At 42.8% G+C, this 18,631-nt stretch carries 16 protein-coding genes; 3 read left to right on the top strand and 13 right to left on the bottom strand.

Annotated elements, in window-relative coordinates; translation table 11 throughout:
- Window positions 1-41 precede the first annotated feature (41 nt).
- The 8 genes from HFD85_RS01270 to HFD85_RS01235 form a co-directional block, all read right to left on the bottom strand.
- Entirely contained in the window at window positions 42-914 is an 873-nt protein-coding gene (locus HFD85_RS01270; RefSeq protein WP_167604791.1) for a DUF2202 domain-containing protein, read from the bottom strand.
- A 52-nt stretch (window positions 915-966) separates the two neighbouring features.
- Window positions 967-1,527: a Spy/CpxP family protein refolding chaperone gene (locus HFD85_RS01265; protein WP_167604790.1), complete on the bottom strand. Its 561-nt coding sequence runs from the start codon at window positions 1,525-1,527 to the stop codon at window positions 967-969.
- A gap of 73 nt (window positions 1,528-1,600) precedes the next feature.
- A complete protein-coding gene (locus HFD85_RS01260) occupies window positions 1,601-2,134 on the bottom strand; it encodes a periplasmic heavy metal sensor (protein WP_167604789.1) in 534 nt (177 codons plus the stop codon).
- A 3-nt stretch (window positions 2,135-2,137) separates the two neighbouring features.
- Window positions 2,138-2,572: a zf-HC2 domain-containing protein gene (locus HFD85_RS01255; RefSeq protein ID WP_167604788.1), complete on the bottom strand. Its 435-nt coding sequence runs from the start codon at window positions 2,570-2,572 to the stop codon at window positions 2,138-2,140.
- 46 nt (window positions 2,573-2,618) lie between these two features.
- Window positions 2,619-3,200: an RNA polymerase sigma factor gene (locus tag HFD85_RS01250; protein WP_167604787.1), complete on the bottom strand. Its 582-nt coding sequence runs from the start codon at window positions 3,198-3,200 to the stop codon at window positions 2,619-2,621.
- A gap of 39 nt (window positions 3,201-3,239) precedes the next feature.
- On the bottom strand, window positions 3,240-4,055 hold the full coding sequence (locus HFD85_RS01245; RefSeq protein ID WP_167604786.1) for a DUF4405 domain-containing protein: 816 nt from the start codon (window positions 4,053-4,055) through the stop codon (window positions 3,240-3,242).
- A gap of 63 nt (window positions 4,056-4,118) precedes the next feature.
- On the bottom strand, window positions 4,119-4,994 hold the full coding sequence (locus HFD85_RS01240; RefSeq protein WP_167604785.1) for a pyruvate, water dikinase regulatory protein: 876 nt from the start codon (window positions 4,992-4,994) through the stop codon (window positions 4,119-4,121).
- Between the two features lie 46 nt (window positions 4,995-5,040).
- A complete protein-coding gene (locus HFD85_RS01235) occupies window positions 5,041-7,428 on the bottom strand; it encodes a penicillin acylase family protein (protein ID WP_167604784.1) in 2,388 nt (795 codons plus the stop codon).
- A gap of 233 nt (window positions 7,429-7,661) precedes the next feature.
- Between HFD85_RS01235 and HFD85_RS01230 the strand changes: the two genes are divergently transcribed.
- A complete protein-coding gene (locus HFD85_RS01230; RefSeq protein ID WP_167604783.1) occupies window positions 7,662-8,105 on the top strand; it encodes a DUF2147 domain-containing protein in 444 nt (147 codons plus the stop codon).
- 67 nt (window positions 8,106-8,172) lie between these two features.
- Here the strand turns inward: HFD85_RS01230 and HFD85_RS01225 are convergent, their stop codons facing one another.
- Window positions 8,173-8,952: a radical SAM protein gene (locus HFD85_RS01225; protein WP_167604782.1), complete on the bottom strand. Its 780-nt coding sequence runs from the start codon at window positions 8,950-8,952 to the stop codon at window positions 8,173-8,175.
- A 263-nt stretch (window positions 8,953-9,215) separates the two neighbouring features.
- Entirely contained in the window at window positions 9,216-10,115 is a 900-nt protein-coding gene (locus tag HFD85_RS01220) for a hypothetical protein (protein WP_167604781.1), read from the bottom strand.
- Between the two features lie 175 nt (window positions 10,116-10,290).
- On the opposite strand from HFD85_RS01220, the gene HFD85_RS01215 reads away from it, so the two are divergent.
- Window positions 10,291-12,624, top strand: coding sequence for a TonB-dependent receptor (locus HFD85_RS01215; RefSeq protein ID WP_167604780.1), 2,334 nt, complete (start codon window positions 10,291-10,293; stop codon window positions 12,622-12,624).
- 72 nt (window positions 12,625-12,696) lie between these two features.
- Here HFD85_RS01215 and HFD85_RS01210 read toward each other — a convergent pair whose 3' ends face one another.
- Window positions 12,697-15,069, bottom strand: a complete 2,373-nt coding sequence (locus HFD85_RS01210; protein ID WP_167604779.1) for a TonB-dependent receptor — start codon at window positions 15,067-15,069, stop codon at window positions 12,697-12,699.
- Between the two features lie 506 nt (window positions 15,070-15,575).
- Between HFD85_RS01210 and HFD85_RS01205 the strand changes: the two genes are divergently transcribed.
- A complete protein-coding gene (locus tag HFD85_RS01205; protein ID WP_167604778.1) occupies window positions 15,576-15,959 on the top strand; it encodes a DUF3859 domain-containing protein in 384 nt (127 codons plus the stop codon).
- Between the two features lie 93 nt (window positions 15,960-16,052).
- On the opposite strand, the gene HFD85_RS01200 is transcribed toward HFD85_RS01205, so the two are convergent.
- Entirely contained in the window at window positions 16,053-16,349 is a 297-nt protein-coding gene (locus HFD85_RS01200) for a hypothetical protein (RefSeq protein WP_167604777.1), read from the bottom strand.
- 65 nt (window positions 16,350-16,414) lie between these two features.
- Window positions 16,415-18,355, bottom strand: a complete 1,941-nt coding sequence (locus tag HFD85_RS01195) for an Ig-like domain-containing domain (RefSeq protein ID WP_167604776.1) — start codon at window positions 18,353-18,355, stop codon at window positions 16,415-16,417.
- Between the last annotated feature and the right edge of the window lie 276 nt (window positions 18,356-18,631).

Genomic DNA, 18,631 nt, shown 5'->3' with positions numbered 1-18,631 from the left:
TCCTCAAAGGATAGCTTTTTAATCAAAGGGGGGAATATTTTCTATTTACCCTTTCCATTTGAATTACCGGAAGAACCTGAATTACCGTTCTGCCCGGAAGAAGTAGTCCCGGTACCATCGCAAATTCCGGTTCCGTTAGAGCCATTCGATCCGGTTCCGTTGTTTCCGTTCTGATTAGCATTTCCTGAACCGGATTGTGTTCCTTTACCGTTAGTTCCTTTGTTTCCCTGACCATTGCCTTGTCCTTTACCCTGACCGCGTTTGCCGTTTTGGGTGGCAAGAATAGCAGCAAAATAATCAGCATCAAGAAGCTGCGGTTCGTAAGTACCACCGAGGCTGGTGAGCGTATTCACAAAGGCACGCAGGTGACTTTCTGAACCACTTTTCAGGTTGGTATAAACCCGTAGAATATTCTCGACATCGGTAGCAGCAAGCGCTGCAATCAAATCGTTAATGTCGGTTTCTTCAATCAAAGCACCTTTTGCCAGTGCTGCCATCGAATCGGTACCGGCTGCAATTAACCAGTCGTACAGTGCAGTGATATCCGGATTGTTAAAAACGCCATCACCTTCTGCTTTTGTAAACTCAATTTCATACCCTTCAAGCAGGTATAAAACCGAAGCCATGTGATTTGCTTCACTGGCGGCAATGTTGTTAAATACAGGCATTCCAAATAAATCGAAGAAATAAACATAAACGTCGTGAGCCATTTTTTCTTCTTCATACATCCACAAGAGTCCGTCAATTTCATCCTGGTTTAATACCGCCGAGAAATCACAGGAGTCGCAGGTTCCTGCCAACTCCGAACTTTTCATGTCAACTAACGACTCGTCAATTCCATCAGTCGACTCCGAGCAGGCAGTAAAAAGCATGGCCATTCCTGCCACCAATCCAAATACAATTTTTGTTTTCATAATTAAAAATTTAAATGATTATAACTAATTATCAATCTGGCAGAATGACACTTTAGTTGTTATTCAATTGGATACAATTTCCTTGTCTGCCCTGGTTCCCAACACGCTTACCACGGCCCTGACCTCTTGAGTAGCTACGATTTCCACAAGCGTTTCCCTGACTGCGGAAACCGGTATTACCATTGCCACTATCCTGTCGCCTGAAGTTCGCATTTCCACGTCCCTGATTGGCCTGATTCTTTCCGTAACCTGCAGAGGCATGCAGCTGATCGTATTGAAGCTGCTGGTCTTCGTTCAGCAATGCTTTCACTTCATTCCGGTGTGAATCCACATTTTTGAGCATCGTGGTGCGGATCTCACTTTTCCCAACTGCATCGGTGGTTGAACGGCGCTGCTCGCGCAAATCAGCCATCGCTTTCTGATGATCGGTTTCCAGTTTTTCGATCTCTGTTTTCTGCTGGTCACTCAGGTTCGAAATCTGTGTGAGACAAGGAAGATTCTGATTGTTTTGTACCGTATTTGACCTTCTCCTTCCCTGTGCAAATACTGTTGCTGTTGTTAACACCAGGGCAAAGAACACCCAGGCAAACTTTCGTAAGCTTCTCGTTTTCATCGTCTTAATATTTAAATTGTTGTTTTTCGATCCTTCCCGGCGCTCCGGGTCAGTTGTCTATGTTTTTTTGGTTTTACTCTGTTCTTCGCTTTCCATAACCACGCCCTCTTCCCGGCAGCGACACATCTTCTTTGGTTTTTGAAACCGTAAGGAATATTTCCTTTAACTTTTCCTGCTGAGCACTGTCGCACTCCTTCTTCATTCCGAGGTAATATTCAATGGTTTCCTTTTTCAGTTCCTTATGAAGATCCCCGATTTCAGTTGCAATTGAATCGAGCAGTTCTTCTGAAGGATCTTCCTTATCCAGTTCATCCACCATTTCAACCCGCAATCGTTCCAGTTTATTCGAAATCTGACGTGCATTCTGATTGTATTTCCGGTTTAAAGTTCTGAACACATCCACCTGATCTATGCTTAGATTCAGCTGATCACGAAAGAACCTTGTCCGCTGTTCCGACGGCATTTGAACATGTTCCTCAGCTGCTTTTTCTGCCATTTTATTATCCTGATGTTTATGGAACCAGAACGATAAGCCCATCGACAGATTGGTGGCAACCAGGATCACAATCACCCAAATAAGTATGCGGTATGTATTTTTTGTTGCCATAATCTATTCCATTAAGAAACTTTCGATGGGTTCGGCATCCAGTTCGTTCCAGTAAGGAATCATATCCTGTTCGGCCAAAACGGTCTTTGTTTTTGAAGTCGTTCCGGTAGCTCCCAGTTTTATTCCGGCGTAAATTCCAATCAAAAGGATAATTGAGAACGCAAGCGGCTGTAAAACCCTTACCAACACCGGCCGATGATTTAGAACCTGTTCTACCTCCTGACTTTCCATTTTCGCTTTAACACGAGTATAGAAAAACGGATTGAGTTCCGGCGTTTTTTCAGTTTCCAAAATACTGAGCGTCTTCTTCATATCTTCTGCGAAGAGCGCGCAATCGGTGCAACCGGCCAGATGCTCCTTAACAGCCTGCATCTCCGTTGCCGGAAGCTCTTCATCGAGGAAGAAAATTAATTTACTATTTACATCCTTGCACTTCATTTTTCAGTATTTAATAGTATGACACGTTCATTTTTAAAAACTTGCGCTACATGCACTTTTTTTTGTAGCAGGTATATAATTTTTTCTGAAGGTTCTTCTTTGCCCTGAACAACAAGGACTCTACCGATGAAACCGAAAGTTCCATAACTTCGGCAATTTCCTGGTACGAGAGGTCTTCGTATTTACTCAGCGAAAAAGCTACTTTCTGTTTCTCTGGCAAACTGCCAATCGCTTGATGCAAAATAATAGCGCGCTGTTTATTTTCGAGTTCAAACTCCGGTTGATCGGTAAGACTCGATTCTACCTGCAACAGCTTTTTGTTTTCAGTTTTTACATCCGATTCGAACAAACTGAACCAGCGGTGCTTTTTATTGTCGCGAATGTGGTTTAACGAACGATTAACCGCAATGCGATACAACCAGGTGGATAATTTGGCATCGGCCCTGAAACTATCGACAGAACGATACACTTCAATAAACACATCCTGCGCGACATCCTCGGCGTCTTCGCGATTATGCAACAGGCCATAACAGGTATTCACAACAAGCTTCCGGTAACTTTCAACCAGTTTTCTGAAAGCCTGCTCGTTGCCCTGTTTTAGCTGTTCTATGATTTCGATGTCGGACATTTACAAAGGAAAATTAACACAATTGCTCCGGTTTTAAAATCATTTACTGATCAATTCATACACATCGCGCGGAGGAAGATCATTGTTCTCACCAATCGTGCGCAGTGTTTGCTTTTTATCAGCCTGAATATTGTTGTCTTTTAGAATTTGAACCAGATCGTCGGCATTCTTATTTAGCTCCGTGGCAAAATCTTCAAGTGTCTTTCTCCCGACTCCCGATCCCTGCATCGAATTCCCGGCTTTTTTTGATACTATTTCGTACAATTCCGCCGGAGTTGTATTATTAGCTGCTGCCATTTCTTCCAACGTTTGTGTATGGACATCTTCGAATTTAATCTGATGATTTTGAAGTTTACGCGTCATTTCATCGGTTGATTCCAAACGAAGTTGATCGGCTAATTCGGCAAGTGTAAGCAACTCGGCGTGAGGCACCGGCGCACGGTCTTCGGTATTTTCCCACGAATTGGTGAGATCTTCACCCAAAGTCATCACATTTTCGAAGGGTGGAACTGAAAAGTAGGTCCCTAAAAAAACGGCCAGAATCAAAAGGGTAGAAAGTGCAAACTCTCTCTTCTTATTAAATCCGTTTTGCTTTTTCGAACGGAAATAACTAAGAAAGGCTTTCCAGTTTGCCGAAAATAAATGAAAGATGGAAAGCAGGATAAAGCTGAATGAAAACAGGGTGTGCAAACCTTGCCATTCTTCTTTTGTCAATCCACACAACGTCCAGTTTACCCAATGTGCATAGCGTCCCGGAGGCGAAACATACAGTATCAAACCCGACACCAAAAGAATCACCATTGCATACGTCAATCCAAAACTGATAAACGCTCTCCAGCTAAATTTTCCGCTCATACTTATAATGAAATTAAGCTTATAATATCACTATGACACGGACCTTAAAAAAAACTTGCGCGCTTATTCCGGTTTTTGATCGTGGTAAGGCGATTCGAGTTTACGCCCGCGGTACATAAACCGTTTCGACATGTGTTTCAGAATTTCGTTAGCTGTGCTTTCAATGGGTTTATTCGAAACATTTATGATTGTAAATCCGCCGCGATCGAATACAAACATGGCGTTTCTAATCTCCTCGCGTACCGATCGCTGATCGATGTAGGACTCACTTCGGTGATTGTTCCAGTCCTGCATGCGCTTTATTCGGTGGGTAATCAGCTGACCAGCTCCGATGTGCAGGCCAAAAACCCGGTTCCGATCGATCTCAAACAACTCGGGCGGTGGTTGAACTCCGGGAACCAAAGGCACATTTGCCACTTTCCAGCCGTACATGGCCAGGTAAACACTCAGCGGGGTTTTTCCGGCACGCGATACACCGGTGAGTACAATTTCGGCTTCTTTTAAACGCTGCGGACTCATCCCGTCGTCACGTGCCAGCGTAAATTCGATGGATTCAATACGATCGAAATACTGCTGGTTCAACTCGCGGTACAATCCCGGATGTTGCAGTGGCTCCACATCCAGGGTCCGGTCGAGATAAGCTGCCAGATCGCCCATCAGATCGATCACTTCAACCTTGAAATCGTTACAGAGTTCGTTTACCTTCAAACGGAGATCAGGATTCACCATGGTGTGCGTTACGAGTGCGCCTTCATTCTTGGCCCTCATTACGATATCAAAAATCGTTTCTTCAGAATCAACACCACCAAAGATCTCAACAGGAATTTTGTTGTTGGGGTATTGAATCAGGATGGACTGTACCAGGTTGTTTCCGGCAATTCCACGACCGCCGGAAATAACAAAAATTGGTGCACTTTTTTTCTTTTTCTTTTTACCCATGATCCTGAAGTTCTTTTACTTAAAACACTCAAGTTCCCGGCAGTGTTTACTGCGGTGTCAGTTTCATTCTGAAGGCAGCCTTTTTTTCAACCGTTTGCTTACTGAACGGATCATCGTGATATTGATTGTTCAGGTAAAGATCGGTTTGATCGAGGTAAAACGGGCTGGCCGGAATTCCACTGGTTCCGGTTGGAATAATCGTTTGCGAATTGTCCCAGTTTTTGGTATCGAAAATATGCCGCTCAGATGCTCCATGATTGGCTTTGTACAAATTGGTAAACGAATAGGAATATGGACAAACGGTATGGTAACTTCCAGGCACTTCAAACGGCCCCCGGTTCAGTTTTAAAAGCTTATCTAAAACAGGTACCACTCCCAGCGGATGACTCAGTGTAAAACTGTGCAATTTTCCCCATTGCCATTGTTCAGTATCGGTTCCAAGTTGTTCGCTCAGTTCGTCAACCGTTTCTTTGAACGACTGTATTACAATATCATCGAAACTTTCTTTTTCGGGTGAATTTACATCATCAATCCAGGATGAATTTTTATCCTGCAGGACATTGATCATCAAATTCTCCAGCAATACTTTCTGCCCTTTTATTCCCTCGAAAAGTTCCGGAGAAAGCTCATCTTTTACCAGGTTGAGCATCGATTTGCGGTACAGGACCTCAAAAATGGAAGCCGCCTGACTTTCGCGCGTCAGGACATAATCCCACCCCGACAGCAGGTTTAATGCAGATTTTTCTGTCTCGGAATATTCAGTTGATTGCTGAAGCGATTTTAAGAACACCTGTGTCATTCGCTCTGCTGTTTTCGATTCAAAATCGCTGTGCATCGCCTTAAAATCATCAATACCTAATTTCTCTTTCGCCTCCAGCATTTCGCGGATGCGATCGATCCTGCTCGGTGTGGCAAACCAGTAACTGAAGTAGTAGGGATAATCGGCTGAAACCGTTTTATTATTGGCCGAAGAAACATAGCCTCGCTCAGGATTGAATTCGTAGGGAAGCTCTTCGAAAGGAACCAATCCCTGCCAGTCGTATTTGCTGCTGTCGCCGGGATAAATCTGAATGCCCGAACCTTCACGAATCGGCAAGCCTGCACTGCATTGCAAGCCAATATTTCCGTCCACATCGGAATAAACAATATTTTGACTCACCGAGGTAAAAGTACTGCAGGCATCGCGAAATTCATCCCAGTTTTTGGCACGGTTCAAAAGGTAAACCGAACGTATTTCGTTGCTCATTTCGTTACCCAGCCAACGGATGGATAGCGGTGTCTCCTTTTCCTTTTTGAAACGGTTAACCATCGGGCCACGGTGGGTAAATTTAAGATCAACCTGCACCGAATCGCCTTCTTTAGTTTTAATAACTTCGTGGTGTATATCAAAGTCTTTCCAGGCGCCTTCGAACCAGTATTTTGTAGAATCTTCGTTGAGTTTTTCGGCATAAAAATCGAGGTCATCCACCATCACGTTGGTCATTCCCCAGGCAATGCGGTCGTTGTGTCCGGCTATAATAAAAGGTTGCCCGGGTACTACAACCCCGGTTACGTTTACTTTTCCGTCGACTACCTGATGCATCTGGTACCAGATGCCCGGCGCGAATAATCCCAGGTGCATATCGTTAGCCATCAGCGGCATTCCGCTGGTACTTTTTTTGCCGGCTACTGCCCAGTTGTTGCTTCCGTTAAAAATCTCGATTCCCAGGTCTTTTAGATTCTGAGAAGCAGAAAGTAAAGTCGATTCTGCTGAAATCTTATTCAAGCCAAACTCAGGGTAAATAAGTGTTTTATGATTTTCAAGATTGGGAATCATCTCAGCAATCAGACTGTCCGGAACTTGAGCACGCAACTGATGCAAAAAATACTCAGTACCCCAGCCCATCGATAAGTCCCACGACATATAACCGATCAGGTTGATCGAATGTACCGGTTTCCACCATTCGGGCTGATAACCCAGAATTTTGAATTCAGGTGCCAGGGGAAACTGCGCGATGTACTGGTTCACACCATCGGAAAAAGCTTCGAGTGCGGCCACAATTTTGGGATCGGAATTGTCGAGTATTTTTTGTGACTTTTCCTGGATACGCAAAGCCCGCATCATCAGATCCGTTTCAACCTGGTCTTTGCCGAGAATTTCCGACAATCTTCCTTGCGTCACCCGTCGAAGCAAGTCCATTTGCCAAAGCCGGTCCTGAGCCATGGCAAATCCAACAGCGCGGTAAAGGTCATCTTCGTTTTCGGCATAAACATGCGGAACTCCGTGTGAATCACGCATGATTTCAACCTCCGACTTCAATCCATATAAAACAAAATCTTTGTTGTAATCCGGTACTGCGGTCGTTTTCAGAAACTGAAGGTAAACGATGGCGGTAATAAGTACGAGTAAAATAAGAGCTAATAATCCAAGAAGAATGCGTTTTACGATTTTCATATGATTAGAATTGTCTGTTTTCAGAGGTATCATATGGAACTCGCTCTAAAGGCACAAAATTGGGTGCAATGAATTTAGATGCTCGTTTCATATGATTTTGATTTCTCTGTCAGGTTTTTATTAAAAATGCTTAACTGCTTCCTATGAACAGCTAAAAAAAGAAAAGGTTTTTAAAGCATGAACTTTAAATATTTCTATATTTAGTGCTATAAAATTAAGTTAATTAAGCCATTATGAAGAAACTAATCATTCTTTTTTTCCTTGGAATTTATGCGCTTAGCAGCTACGCCCAGGAAGCCGATAAAATTGTTGGCGTGTGGTGGAACGAGGAAAAAACCACAAAAATTGAGGTAGAGAAAAAAGACGGCAAATACATTGGAACCATCGTGTACATGATTCCTGAAAAGTATGAAAACGGAGCGCCACCAAAAGACGACGAGAATCCGGATCCGGCATTAAGAGAACGTTCGATCGTTGGGCTTCAGATCCTGAACAATTTTGTTTACAATCCTGATAAAAAGGAATGGAACAGCGGCAGCATTTACGATCCAAAATCAGGTAAAACCTACGATTGTTATGGTTGGCTCGAAGGTGATGAACTGCTGAAACTGAAAGGTTTTGTTGCCGGCATTCGCTGGATGGGCAAAAGCTCGGAGTGGTATCGGACTACGTTGTAGTTCAGAGTTCCTTGTTCAGAGTTCAGAGTATCCGTAAACAACTTTGAACTTTGAACGCTAAACTGACTTACCCTGAAACCTGAACCTCAAATCCGGCTTCGCGAACGCGATCAGCGATCAGGTTAAGTTCTTCGAGCGGAATTTTTTCGAGGGTTTCAACCGGTGTATCCCTTGCAATGGTGTAAATCATCACCTGCAGGGGATTTATTTTTTTAAGCAGCTCGAGCCAGGCTGAAACTTCTTTTTCGGTGGTGTTATCAAGGCTTTGTCCTTTAAACGAACCACGAACAAACATGGTTTGAATGATCACTTTTCCGTTGAAGGCAATGAGTTGTTCGATCGTTTTCTGCAGGTCAAAATCACCTTTTGGGCAGTCCAGAATTCGAACGGTTTCTTCAAATGCCGAATCCAGTTTCTGAATATTGTCTTTTATTTTCAGCAGCGCATCGAACACCGGTTTGCGGTGCAACATGGTAGCATTCGAAAGTACCGCAATTCGTGCCTTAGGAGCCAGTTTATCGCGCAATTCGATGGTATCATCAATGATTCCGGCAAATTCCTTGTGCAGCGTTGGCTCGCCGTTGCCCGCAAAAGTAATCACATCGGGAAGGCGTTTCTCCTCTCCCATTTCAAGGAGTTTGGCTTCCAGTTTTTCGCGAACTTCTTCGCGCGTTGGCAGCGTTACTTTTTCTTCGTATGCTTTGGGTGTGAAACCACATTCGCAATAAATGCAATCGAACGAGCAAACTTTGGCAGTGGTGGGCAGCAGGTTAATACCGAGCGAAACACCCAGACGCCGGCTTTCGACGGGGCCAAAAATAATTTCATCAAACAGAAAAGTTGCCATAATCCAATTTAAACTTGTTTAGTTTTAAACACACAATATGAACTTATTTACAGATAATTGGCAAGACAAACACAATAAATCCTGAAGGATATTTCAAATTACTCACCCTGATCCGCGAGTACTCGGGATCGTCCCTCTCTACGCGTAGAGAGGGAGAAGAGGGAGAGTCAAAGAGTTGATTTATTCTATTAAAAATCATAATTATGAATTTTAACTTTATACAACTTCATTGTACTCCATAAAATATTCAGAGTAGAAAATGTTTATTGAAGCGTGAAAGTTGTTTCGCCAATCTCGAAACCATCAGCAAATAAATTCACGGTGTAGGTTCCGGTCATCAATTCAGGCTCGCCGGTATTGTCCCAGAAAATAGCCACAGCCAAATCTTTGCCTTCGTACACCACTTCACGCATTGCTGAATACTGAATTTTCAGGTCTTCAAATTGAAACAGGTTGTTTTCCGATTTGCTCATCAGCAACTGGTCGGGACGCATAATCCGTGCATAAATCGTTTTTGCTCCCCGTTCGGCTGCCACATTCTGCCCCAGTATAAAATAGATCCGGATTTTTTCTGCGCGTTTTGCGAATTTGGTTTCCTTATTTCTTGAATTGATTGTCTCAGCAAGCAGGTCGCGCGTTTCCAGTTTCGATGCTCTTTTCAGGTTTTGCTGCAGTTGCTGTTTTTCCTGACTCAGTTGTTGATTCCGCTGCTCGGCTTGTTTAAACTGTTGCTTTACCTCCAGGTTTTCGGCCATTAATTCCTCGTTGCGTCGGTTCAAAGAATCGATCTGTACAACAAAATCGCGCATAATTCCACGTAAAGTTGTCACCTGTTTCTGGTAATCCGAAATTTTGGAGTAACTCACTTTTTTGGTTTGTTCCACCTCTAAAAGCAGGTCCTTTACTTTTGCCTGAGCCACAAAAAGCTGTTCGTTAATGGTATCGTTTTCGGTTTTCAACGAATCGTAACTGGCAGCAATTTCTGTAAGTTGAAACTGTATGGAATCTTTTTCAGCACTTATTTCATTCACAATGCTTTTGTGCTCGCGGCTTTGCATAAAATAAAGGCCCACAACCACCACCAGAATTACTGCGAGCGTAATTACAATGATATTGTTCCGAAGATCTTTCTTTTTGGCACCGGTATTTAATTCGTCGTTCATCTTTGCAGTATCAAGTTGGTTTTAATAACGCAGCAAATTTAATAATCTTTTATGCGGCGGCAAATAAGAAGTTGTTGGCTGTAGAATTGTTTTTATTTAGAATTGTTCTAAATTATTTGCATTATATGTTTCCCGAATCTACATTTGCCAAATCAATTTAAGAATGATAACAAAAATGAATTATATACGAATTTTTACTGTCCTGATTTTAATGCTCACTTTAAAATTAGCTTATTCCCAGACCGGGCCCAACGATGTGGTAATTACGGGCCATGTTGTGTCGAAAGGAGAGCATATTCCCTTTGTAAACATTTATCTTGAAGGAACAAACTACGGAACAACTACCGATGTTACCGGGCACTACATGTTGGTGGATTTGCCGGTAGGAGAATTTATTCTGGTAGCTAAAATGGTTGGTTTCAAGGAGCAAAAGAAGCATGTTGTGCTTGAAGCAAATAAGACATTGGAAGTAAAATTTGAACTGGAAGAAGATGTTATCCGCATGGATGAGGTGGTTATCACCGGCACAAAAACATTTAAGCGTCAGACCGAAAGTGCTGTTATCGTAAACGTTTTGGATAATAGAACAATTAATAACGTGGCGGCACAAACCATCTCCGAGTCCTTGAGTTTTCAACCGGGCTTAAGAATGGAAACCGACTGCCAGACCTGCAACTACACCCAACTTCGAATGAACGGGCTTGGTGGCGCTTACAGTCAAATACTAATTAACAGCCGGTCGGTTTTTAGCCCGCTAACCGGATTGTACGGATTGGAGCAATTACCTACCGCACTGGTTGAACGGATTGAGGTGGTTCGTGGTGGTGCATCGGCGCTCTATGGTTCAAGTGCAATTGGCGGAACCGTAAACATTATCACCAAACTGCCTCAACGCAATTCATACGAAGTAACATCGAATAACCAGATAATAGGAGGCGAGGCGCTCGATTACAACGTAAACGGAACTTTAACTGCACTTTCGCAAAAAAGAAATGCCGGAATGGCGCTTTACGCCTTTCATCGGGAACGTGAAGCGTATGATCACAACGCTGATAATTATTCGGAACTACCTGAGATAACCAACAACTCGTTCGGGCTAAATTCATTTTTTAAAATCGACGAAGACCAGAAAATTGAAGCCAATTTTTCGGCGACAAATGAATACCGATACGGAGGCGAAATGATTGAAGGTCCCGCATATTTAGCGAAACAATCGGAAGAACGCACACACGATATTATTATGGGCGGCGCTGACTATGAAAACAATTTTAGTACACGCACCAGCCTGGTTTTATACACTGCCGGACAGTACACCAAAAGAAAACATTTTACCGGTATTGCGCCAGACGGCGGTGAAGAATTGCAAGCTTACAACAATGCCCCGCCTTACGGTCATTCAAAAAATTATACCTACCAGTTTGGTTCGCAGCTGAACCATGCCATAAATGATTTTGCGGGTTCAGGGACGAACATCTTTACTTTCGGACTGGAATACGTAGTGGATGATGTTTACGATCAGATTGAAGCATACGATTACCTGATTGACCAGAATACAAAAAACCTGGGAGCTTTTGTACAAAGCGACTGGTCAGTTACACGAAAAGCAACTGTGCTCGCCGGAATCAGGGCCGACAAACATAATTTTGTTGACAAATTGATCCTTAATCCAAGGGTTTCGCTGCTATTAAAACCAAATCTGAATTCCCAGCTTCGAGTGTCCTGGTCAACAGGATTCAGAGCGCCACAAGCTTTTGATGCTGATATGCACATCGCATTTGCCGGAGGAGGCATTCAAACTGTTCAGCTGGCGAATGAGCTTTCCGAAGAAAAATCTCAAAGCTGGAGCACCTCTTTCAACTGGGACCAACCAACTGAAAAACACATTATCGGATTTACACTCGAAGGATTCTATACGCAGTTAAAAGATGCTTTCATACTGGAAGAAATTGGTACAAACGATGCAGGTAATTCCCTGATGGAAAAACGAAACGGAGGGAAAAGCACCGTTTATGGAGCGACTTTCGAAGCACGGGCAAATTTCAACCGCAAGCTTCAAATTGAAGGAGGCCTTACTTTACAAAAAAGCGTATACGATGAAGCAGTTACCTGGTCAGAAGAATTGCCTGGAGAAAAGAATTACCTGCGCACACCGGAAACTTATGGCTATTATACTTTTAGCTGGACTCCAAATCAACGATTTAGTGCAGCATTATCGGGCGTTTACACGGGGCGTATGCTGGTTCCGCACTATGGTCTGGCTGGGGATACGGGAACTCCTGAAATGGACGAACTCTTTAATTCTCCTTCATTCATGGAAACCAATATTAAACTGGCCTACACTGTTTCGTTGAAACGAATCGATTCTTCGATTGAGATTTTTGGTGGTGTAAGCAATTTATTCGACGCCTATCAGAATGATTTTGATTCGGGTAAAAACCGCGACAGCGGTTATATTTATGGCCCTGCAAAACCGAGAACCCTGTTTTTTGGAATCAAACTGTTTAACTAAACCAGAAAACAAATAAGCCGTTCAACATTTGCTGAACGGCTCTATCACCAATCGTTTTTAATCAATTAAGTTCTATCGAAGTGTTCTGATACTTAATCCGAAATAAATGGTTCGCGGATTAAGTGGCCCGTAGATATAACCCGGATCGCGATCAATACCGCTATCGAAATCATTCTGATAGCTGTTGAAGATATTTTTAACCCCTCCGTTTAATTGAAGTTGGATATAATCCGTTACCCTGAAATCATAACTCAGTTTCAATCCCAGATCGAAGAAAGGATCGCTTTCGCGCAATTCGCCGGCTTCAGGATCGGCTATCGTATTTCCGAAATACGGGATTAACATCGATCCGGTATAGTTCCCGGTTAGCGCAATGTTAAAAACCGGAATCGGATTGTAATTCATACTTAGATAACCATAGTAATTCGGCGTTCTGAAAAAACGCTTTTCATTGAATTCCTGTGGCTTTTCAAATTTGCTCGACTGCACCGTAAATCCCGATTGTAACTGAAGTTTATTCGACGGCGAAACATTCAGTTCCAGGTTAACACCTGCTACGCTTGCACCGTCTTCAGCATTTACACGGGTATAAACCACTGTGCCGTTTTCATCAACATCTCCATATTCGCTGGCAAAAGGATTGATCAGCTGGGTGTAAAAACCTTCGGCTAAAAACTGGTATTGCCACTGCCCCGAATGATCCGATAAATCGATGGAAGCCGTAAAGCTGTTTGATGACTCCTGCTTCAGATTTGGATCGTTATTGTGAATTACTTTTCGCGAGCCTGAAGTTTCGATATGCAGATCTTCGTCGAAAATTTGTGGGGCGCGAAATCCTCGTGCATAACCCGCCCTTGCCTGAACATGCTCCGAAATATCATACAGAAAATTCACTCTCGGGCTTAATACATCGCCTGTTACATCATCGTTCTCTTCACCATGTCCGCTGATATTATAATGATCGTATCGAAGTCCGGCGCTGAACACAATTTTTTCTCCTTTCCATTCCGATTGCAGGAATGCAGCCTGGGTTCTGGCGGTCTGATCGGCCACCAGCGTATTTCCGTAATGCACATCTTCATCAGGATCCCAGTATCCTAATTTTTTATCCGTGAGGTCGCTGCCGTTCGATTCGATACCCGAGGTTATTGTTGCAGGTGAAAAAAGCAGGTAATTGATCGACCGTGTATACTGTACTCCGGCAGAATACGTCAGGTCGTTGGTTTGTCCGTAAGCCGAAAGATCTTTATTTGCACCATAATATGTTCCGCGGTCGACAGCCTGCATCGACAGGAAAGCTGAGAATTTATCGTCTTCACGCATCAGCACATCAAAGTATAGCGAACCTGAATTAATGGCATGATCAATACTTTCGGCAATATCAGCCTCGTGCTCGGGCAAGTCGAATTTGTTTCCACCTCGTCGCGATTCATCAATATGAAAATAATCGAGGGTAAATTTGCCTCGGTCTCCAACACGCTGGAACAAACGTCCTCCAACAGTAGTATTCTTTATGGTTGACATTTCGGAATAACCGTCACCATTGGCATCGAGGTAATCGCGGTCGCGATGAAATCCGAAAATACTGAACCCGGTCTGATAATCGTCGCTTACAAACGAACCATTCATATTTAAGCTGAGATCGTTGGCCGCATCCATATCGTTATTCACTCCAAAAACAGCATCGGTAACAGCTGCCTCAAAGGTATTGGCTATCGGGTCTTTTGTGATCAGGTTTACAGTTCCGGCAATGGCGTTACTACCGTACATCGACGATCCACCTCCGCGAACCACCTCAACACGTTCAATCATGTTAGCCGGAATCAGCTCAAGTCCGTACACACCGGCCAGTCCGCTGAACACCGGCCGCGAATTGATCAGGATCTGCGAATAAGGCCCTTCCAGACCGTTCATTCGTACCTGCGAAAAACCACAGTTCTGGCAATTATTCTCCAGACGTAGTCCGGGCGAAAACACCAGTCCTTCGCTAAGTGTAACACTTTGTGTGCGTTCGAATAACTCGGCATTCAAACTGTTTACGATCGACGGAGTTTCTTTCCGGCTTTTAGCATTCCGGTCGGCTGAAACAACAACCTGTTCGATGCCGATCATATCAGCATCCAACTCAAAAAGTATCGTTACACTTTTCTTCGATTCCAGCGTGACTTTCCTTTCTAAAGGAATATATCCAATGGCTGAAACAACTACAGTTTGATCTCCCACAGGAAGGTTGGTCATTTTAAAATGGCCGGTTGCATCGGCCGCTGCTCCAATTGTTGTTCCTTTTATTCGTATTGAAGCAAAAGGAATATGTTCTCCGCCCGATTTTACGTCGCCAAAAAGCATGGCGTCTGTTTTTGGTTTTTTGTCATCATCATCCCCAGTTGCTCCCACCAACTGAAAAGAGAATAACAGCACCAAAAGTGCGGTCACTGATTTTATCATAATGTAAAAAGTATTCGGTTAAAAATGATGTATTAATCTTTGGTCTTAATTAAGCTATTACATCAACCGAAGGTGGTCCGCGGGGATCGGATTTTTGGAAAAATTTAGAATTTACGACCTGGCTTTTTGGAATATAAAATACGACAGGACGTTCATTTAAAATTGCATAACAACTCGGGGGTTCAGCAATGTTGTAAAAATCGAAATGTACATTGTTGAAAAAACAAATCTCGGTTTTTGTATGCCCGTGATTCTGTATGGGCTCGTTGTTGTTATGATTTACGGGATGTGAGTGGGTAATTATAACTCCATTGGGATAAAAGTGGGTATGCTTATTTTGGATCGAAGTCTGGGCAATGAAAAAATAGGCCAGCAGAACAGTTACCGCTAATAATGCACTATGTTTTCGAATGTATACCACTTCCCCTTGAAATTAGATGCGCAAAAATATATAGATTTTATTTAATCTAAATAGAGATTATCTATTTTTGCAGAAAAAATTAACGATGGGAAAACGCAGGCCTGTCTTTAAAATGTACAGCTATGGCGAATACTCCGGTTGGGATCGCAACAGCTCTGAAATTCCAAAGATTCTGGATTTCAGCACCGATATTAAGGCCAGTATCGGAACTGAATTTGGTTATGTATTACACATTAAAAACGGAAAGGGCGAAACACTGGAATTCAGAATTGATCACCCGCCGTTTACGGATGAAGAAGGAAACATCCGGCCACCATTTACGGGCGAACAATTTATTCGCACAAACGATTATAAATTTTACCTGGGCGACTGTATTTGGGAACCACTTGAAGACAAACTAGGCAAGTGGGAAATTACAACCTACTACAAAGGTGAGGTTGTGGCACATAAAATATTCAACCTGAAATAAGAAGTAAGGATTGTTGGAGATGGATAAAAGATTGAAGTAGATTGTTGATGATTCTACCAATCTGCAATCAATCTAATTCAATCAATACTCATACTACTTAGCTGCTTTCTTTACTTCCTGCGAAAGCTTTTCGAGTGCGGCATCGGCAGCCTTCAGCATATCTGTTACCAGACTTTTATAGTATTCTTTTACCAGTTTCGGATTGTCTTTCCCATCAGGATGGATGGCTCTCAATCGTAATTCACGGTGAGCTGTAACTACTTCTCCGGCTATTTTATACACCGCTTCCTGATCTACTTTTGAATTGTATTCCAGTACATAAAAACAATCGCTTAAGGTAAGCGACATTATCAGATCGATGTCTTTCTTTAGGTTTCTGATGCTTGCCATCTTTTTTGTTTTAAAGTTGATTAAACTTACGAAATTTAACGGAAATAAATACCTGAGCGTTCAGATTATCTGATGCCTCCACCACCGGTCAGGCCGGAAGAAGAACCCGGTTTAAACATGCTGTTCTTTTGCTCCTGCTCTTTTTCTTTGCGGGCTTTTTCCAGTGCGTCCTTGCGTTTCTTTTCTTCCAGTTCTTTATCGATGATATTTTTTTGGAAAGAAACATCCGGCGTTACATCCCACGCGTGGGTTTCACTCCAGTTCGAGCGCAGCTTAATCACTTCGGGAATGTATGAAACAAGCTCGGGCTGGTATTTATCCTGATAACTTCCCGTATCCCACTTCCCGTTGTTATTGTCGTCGTAAATAATTTTCACTTTGTACTTTTCGGGAGGTAGCAGGAGAAAATCAATTTTCCCGTCCTTATCAAAACTTTGCTGGCGGATAACCGTTTCGTCGTCGTTATTTTTAAGCAATTGAACGATCATCGGCCCGGTAACATTTGAAAACTCAAAAGTGATTGAACCGTAATAATCTTCTTCGCGGGTTTCAAAATTCTTTGTGAAAGCCTTGCTCGAAATGCCATAAATATTAAAACAGGCCGCCGAATCGATACTCAGCGCATATTTAGTTTGCGGCTCCCAGTCGTATGAAATGATGTAGCTGCGATGTGCTTTTTCAGCTTTGCGAAATTTAATATTCAAAGGAGTTTTGAGCGTATCTTCAGCCAGGTAAAGCGAAAACATGGTGCTGTCGATACTGGCCACCGGCTCTGGTGATGTAATTTGAATGGAAGCATTCAGCTCCATCGTTCCTTTTATGTTGGCTTGCCAATTGAACTGCTCAATGAGTTTTGGGCCCTCTTCGCTCTGTTCTTCACGTCGCTTTTTTCGTTTGTCGTCAAGTTTTGGCGCCGAAAATTGCATCAGCATGGTGTCCTTGTATACAAAAGGTTGGCTCATCGAATCAAGTTGAATATACGATAGTTCCATAAAAAGCGAATCCTGTTTCATTAGTGTTGTATCGGCAATCCACATCACAATCGAATCCAAATTCTGGTTGTACTCCAATATGTTCCAGTCCTTTGCATCATTATCGATCAAACGCACATTGAAAGTGTCCTTCACCGATTCATTAAAAATAAAAACACATTTGTTTCGGGCTTCACGCTCGGCAGTTTCCAGGTACTGTTCAAAAATGTCTTCCATGAAATACCTTAGATAAACCGGCTCAGGGTAAAAGTGGATGTGCCCTAAAATCAGCATCGAATCGAGGCCGCTAACAAGCGTGTCGCCACTTTCGTGAAACTCGGCGCGTGGTACAATCACATCGTTAACAAAAGCAATTTCTTCTGCTCCTTCGTTGTACATCATGTCGTTGTTCATATCGTTCAGCGCAAAAACATGATATTCTCCGGCCGCGATATTATCCATTAAAAACATGCCATGCTCATCGGTCCGGGCAATATAGTCGGGTATTACTTTAAACACCGCCGAATCGTGCAGGTTGCGCTGCAACAGCACCAAACCTTTTTCGATAGGCTCCATATTGAAAGCGTTTACAACCTGACCTGCTAGACGCAGTGTATCCAGTTCAGGACCGGTACTAAAAGAAAAACGCAAATTTTCAATCGGATTCTTTTCGTTGTTATCCACCAGCGAATTCTTAAAATCGAGCGAGTAGGTAGTGCTGTCTTTCAAATCTTCGTTAAACTGAATGATCAGCGTTTTGGATTTTGTCCGGATAGTTGGCCGTTTTTTCAAAGGTGGCGAAATCACAAGTGTCTCCGATATTTCATCAATTGCGATATATTCGTTGAATGTAAACCGCACATCACTTTTATCGTAATTCAGGGCCTGGTAATCGGGTTCTGTGCTTAATAAAACGGGAGGAATAGTGTCTCTGGGTCCGCCTGTTGGCATGCCAATATTGGCACACGACGAAATAATGACCACCCAGGTTAATGCTGCTACAATTGCAAAAGGTATTTTGCCTTTAAACTTCATATGATTAAAATAGTTAATTTTAAAGGTATCATATGTAACTCGCACTTGAATCATCCTCCTACCAGTTTTAACTTAAAAAGTACTTAGGCGAATTCGACTAGTTAAATTCATGCTCGTTTCATGCTCTAAAATTGGTCTACAAACATACAAATTCCTGTTAACTCTTTGCCTTGTGCTTTGTTAAATTAAGTTAGTACTGCTAAACACAACAAAGGTTGATTAACCTTTAACCGGGCTTATTTTTTTTTGAAAGTAATTGGAAATATCAGGTTCCTT

It is taken from the genome of Maribellus sediminis, assembly GCF_011799805.1.
Taxonomy (GTDB): domain Bacteria; phylum Bacteroidota; class Bacteroidia; order Bacteroidales; family Prolixibacteraceae; genus Draconibacterium; species Draconibacterium sediminis_A.
Note: the sequence above shows the minus strand (reverse complement) of the source record. Positions and strands in the feature narration are given on the sequence as shown.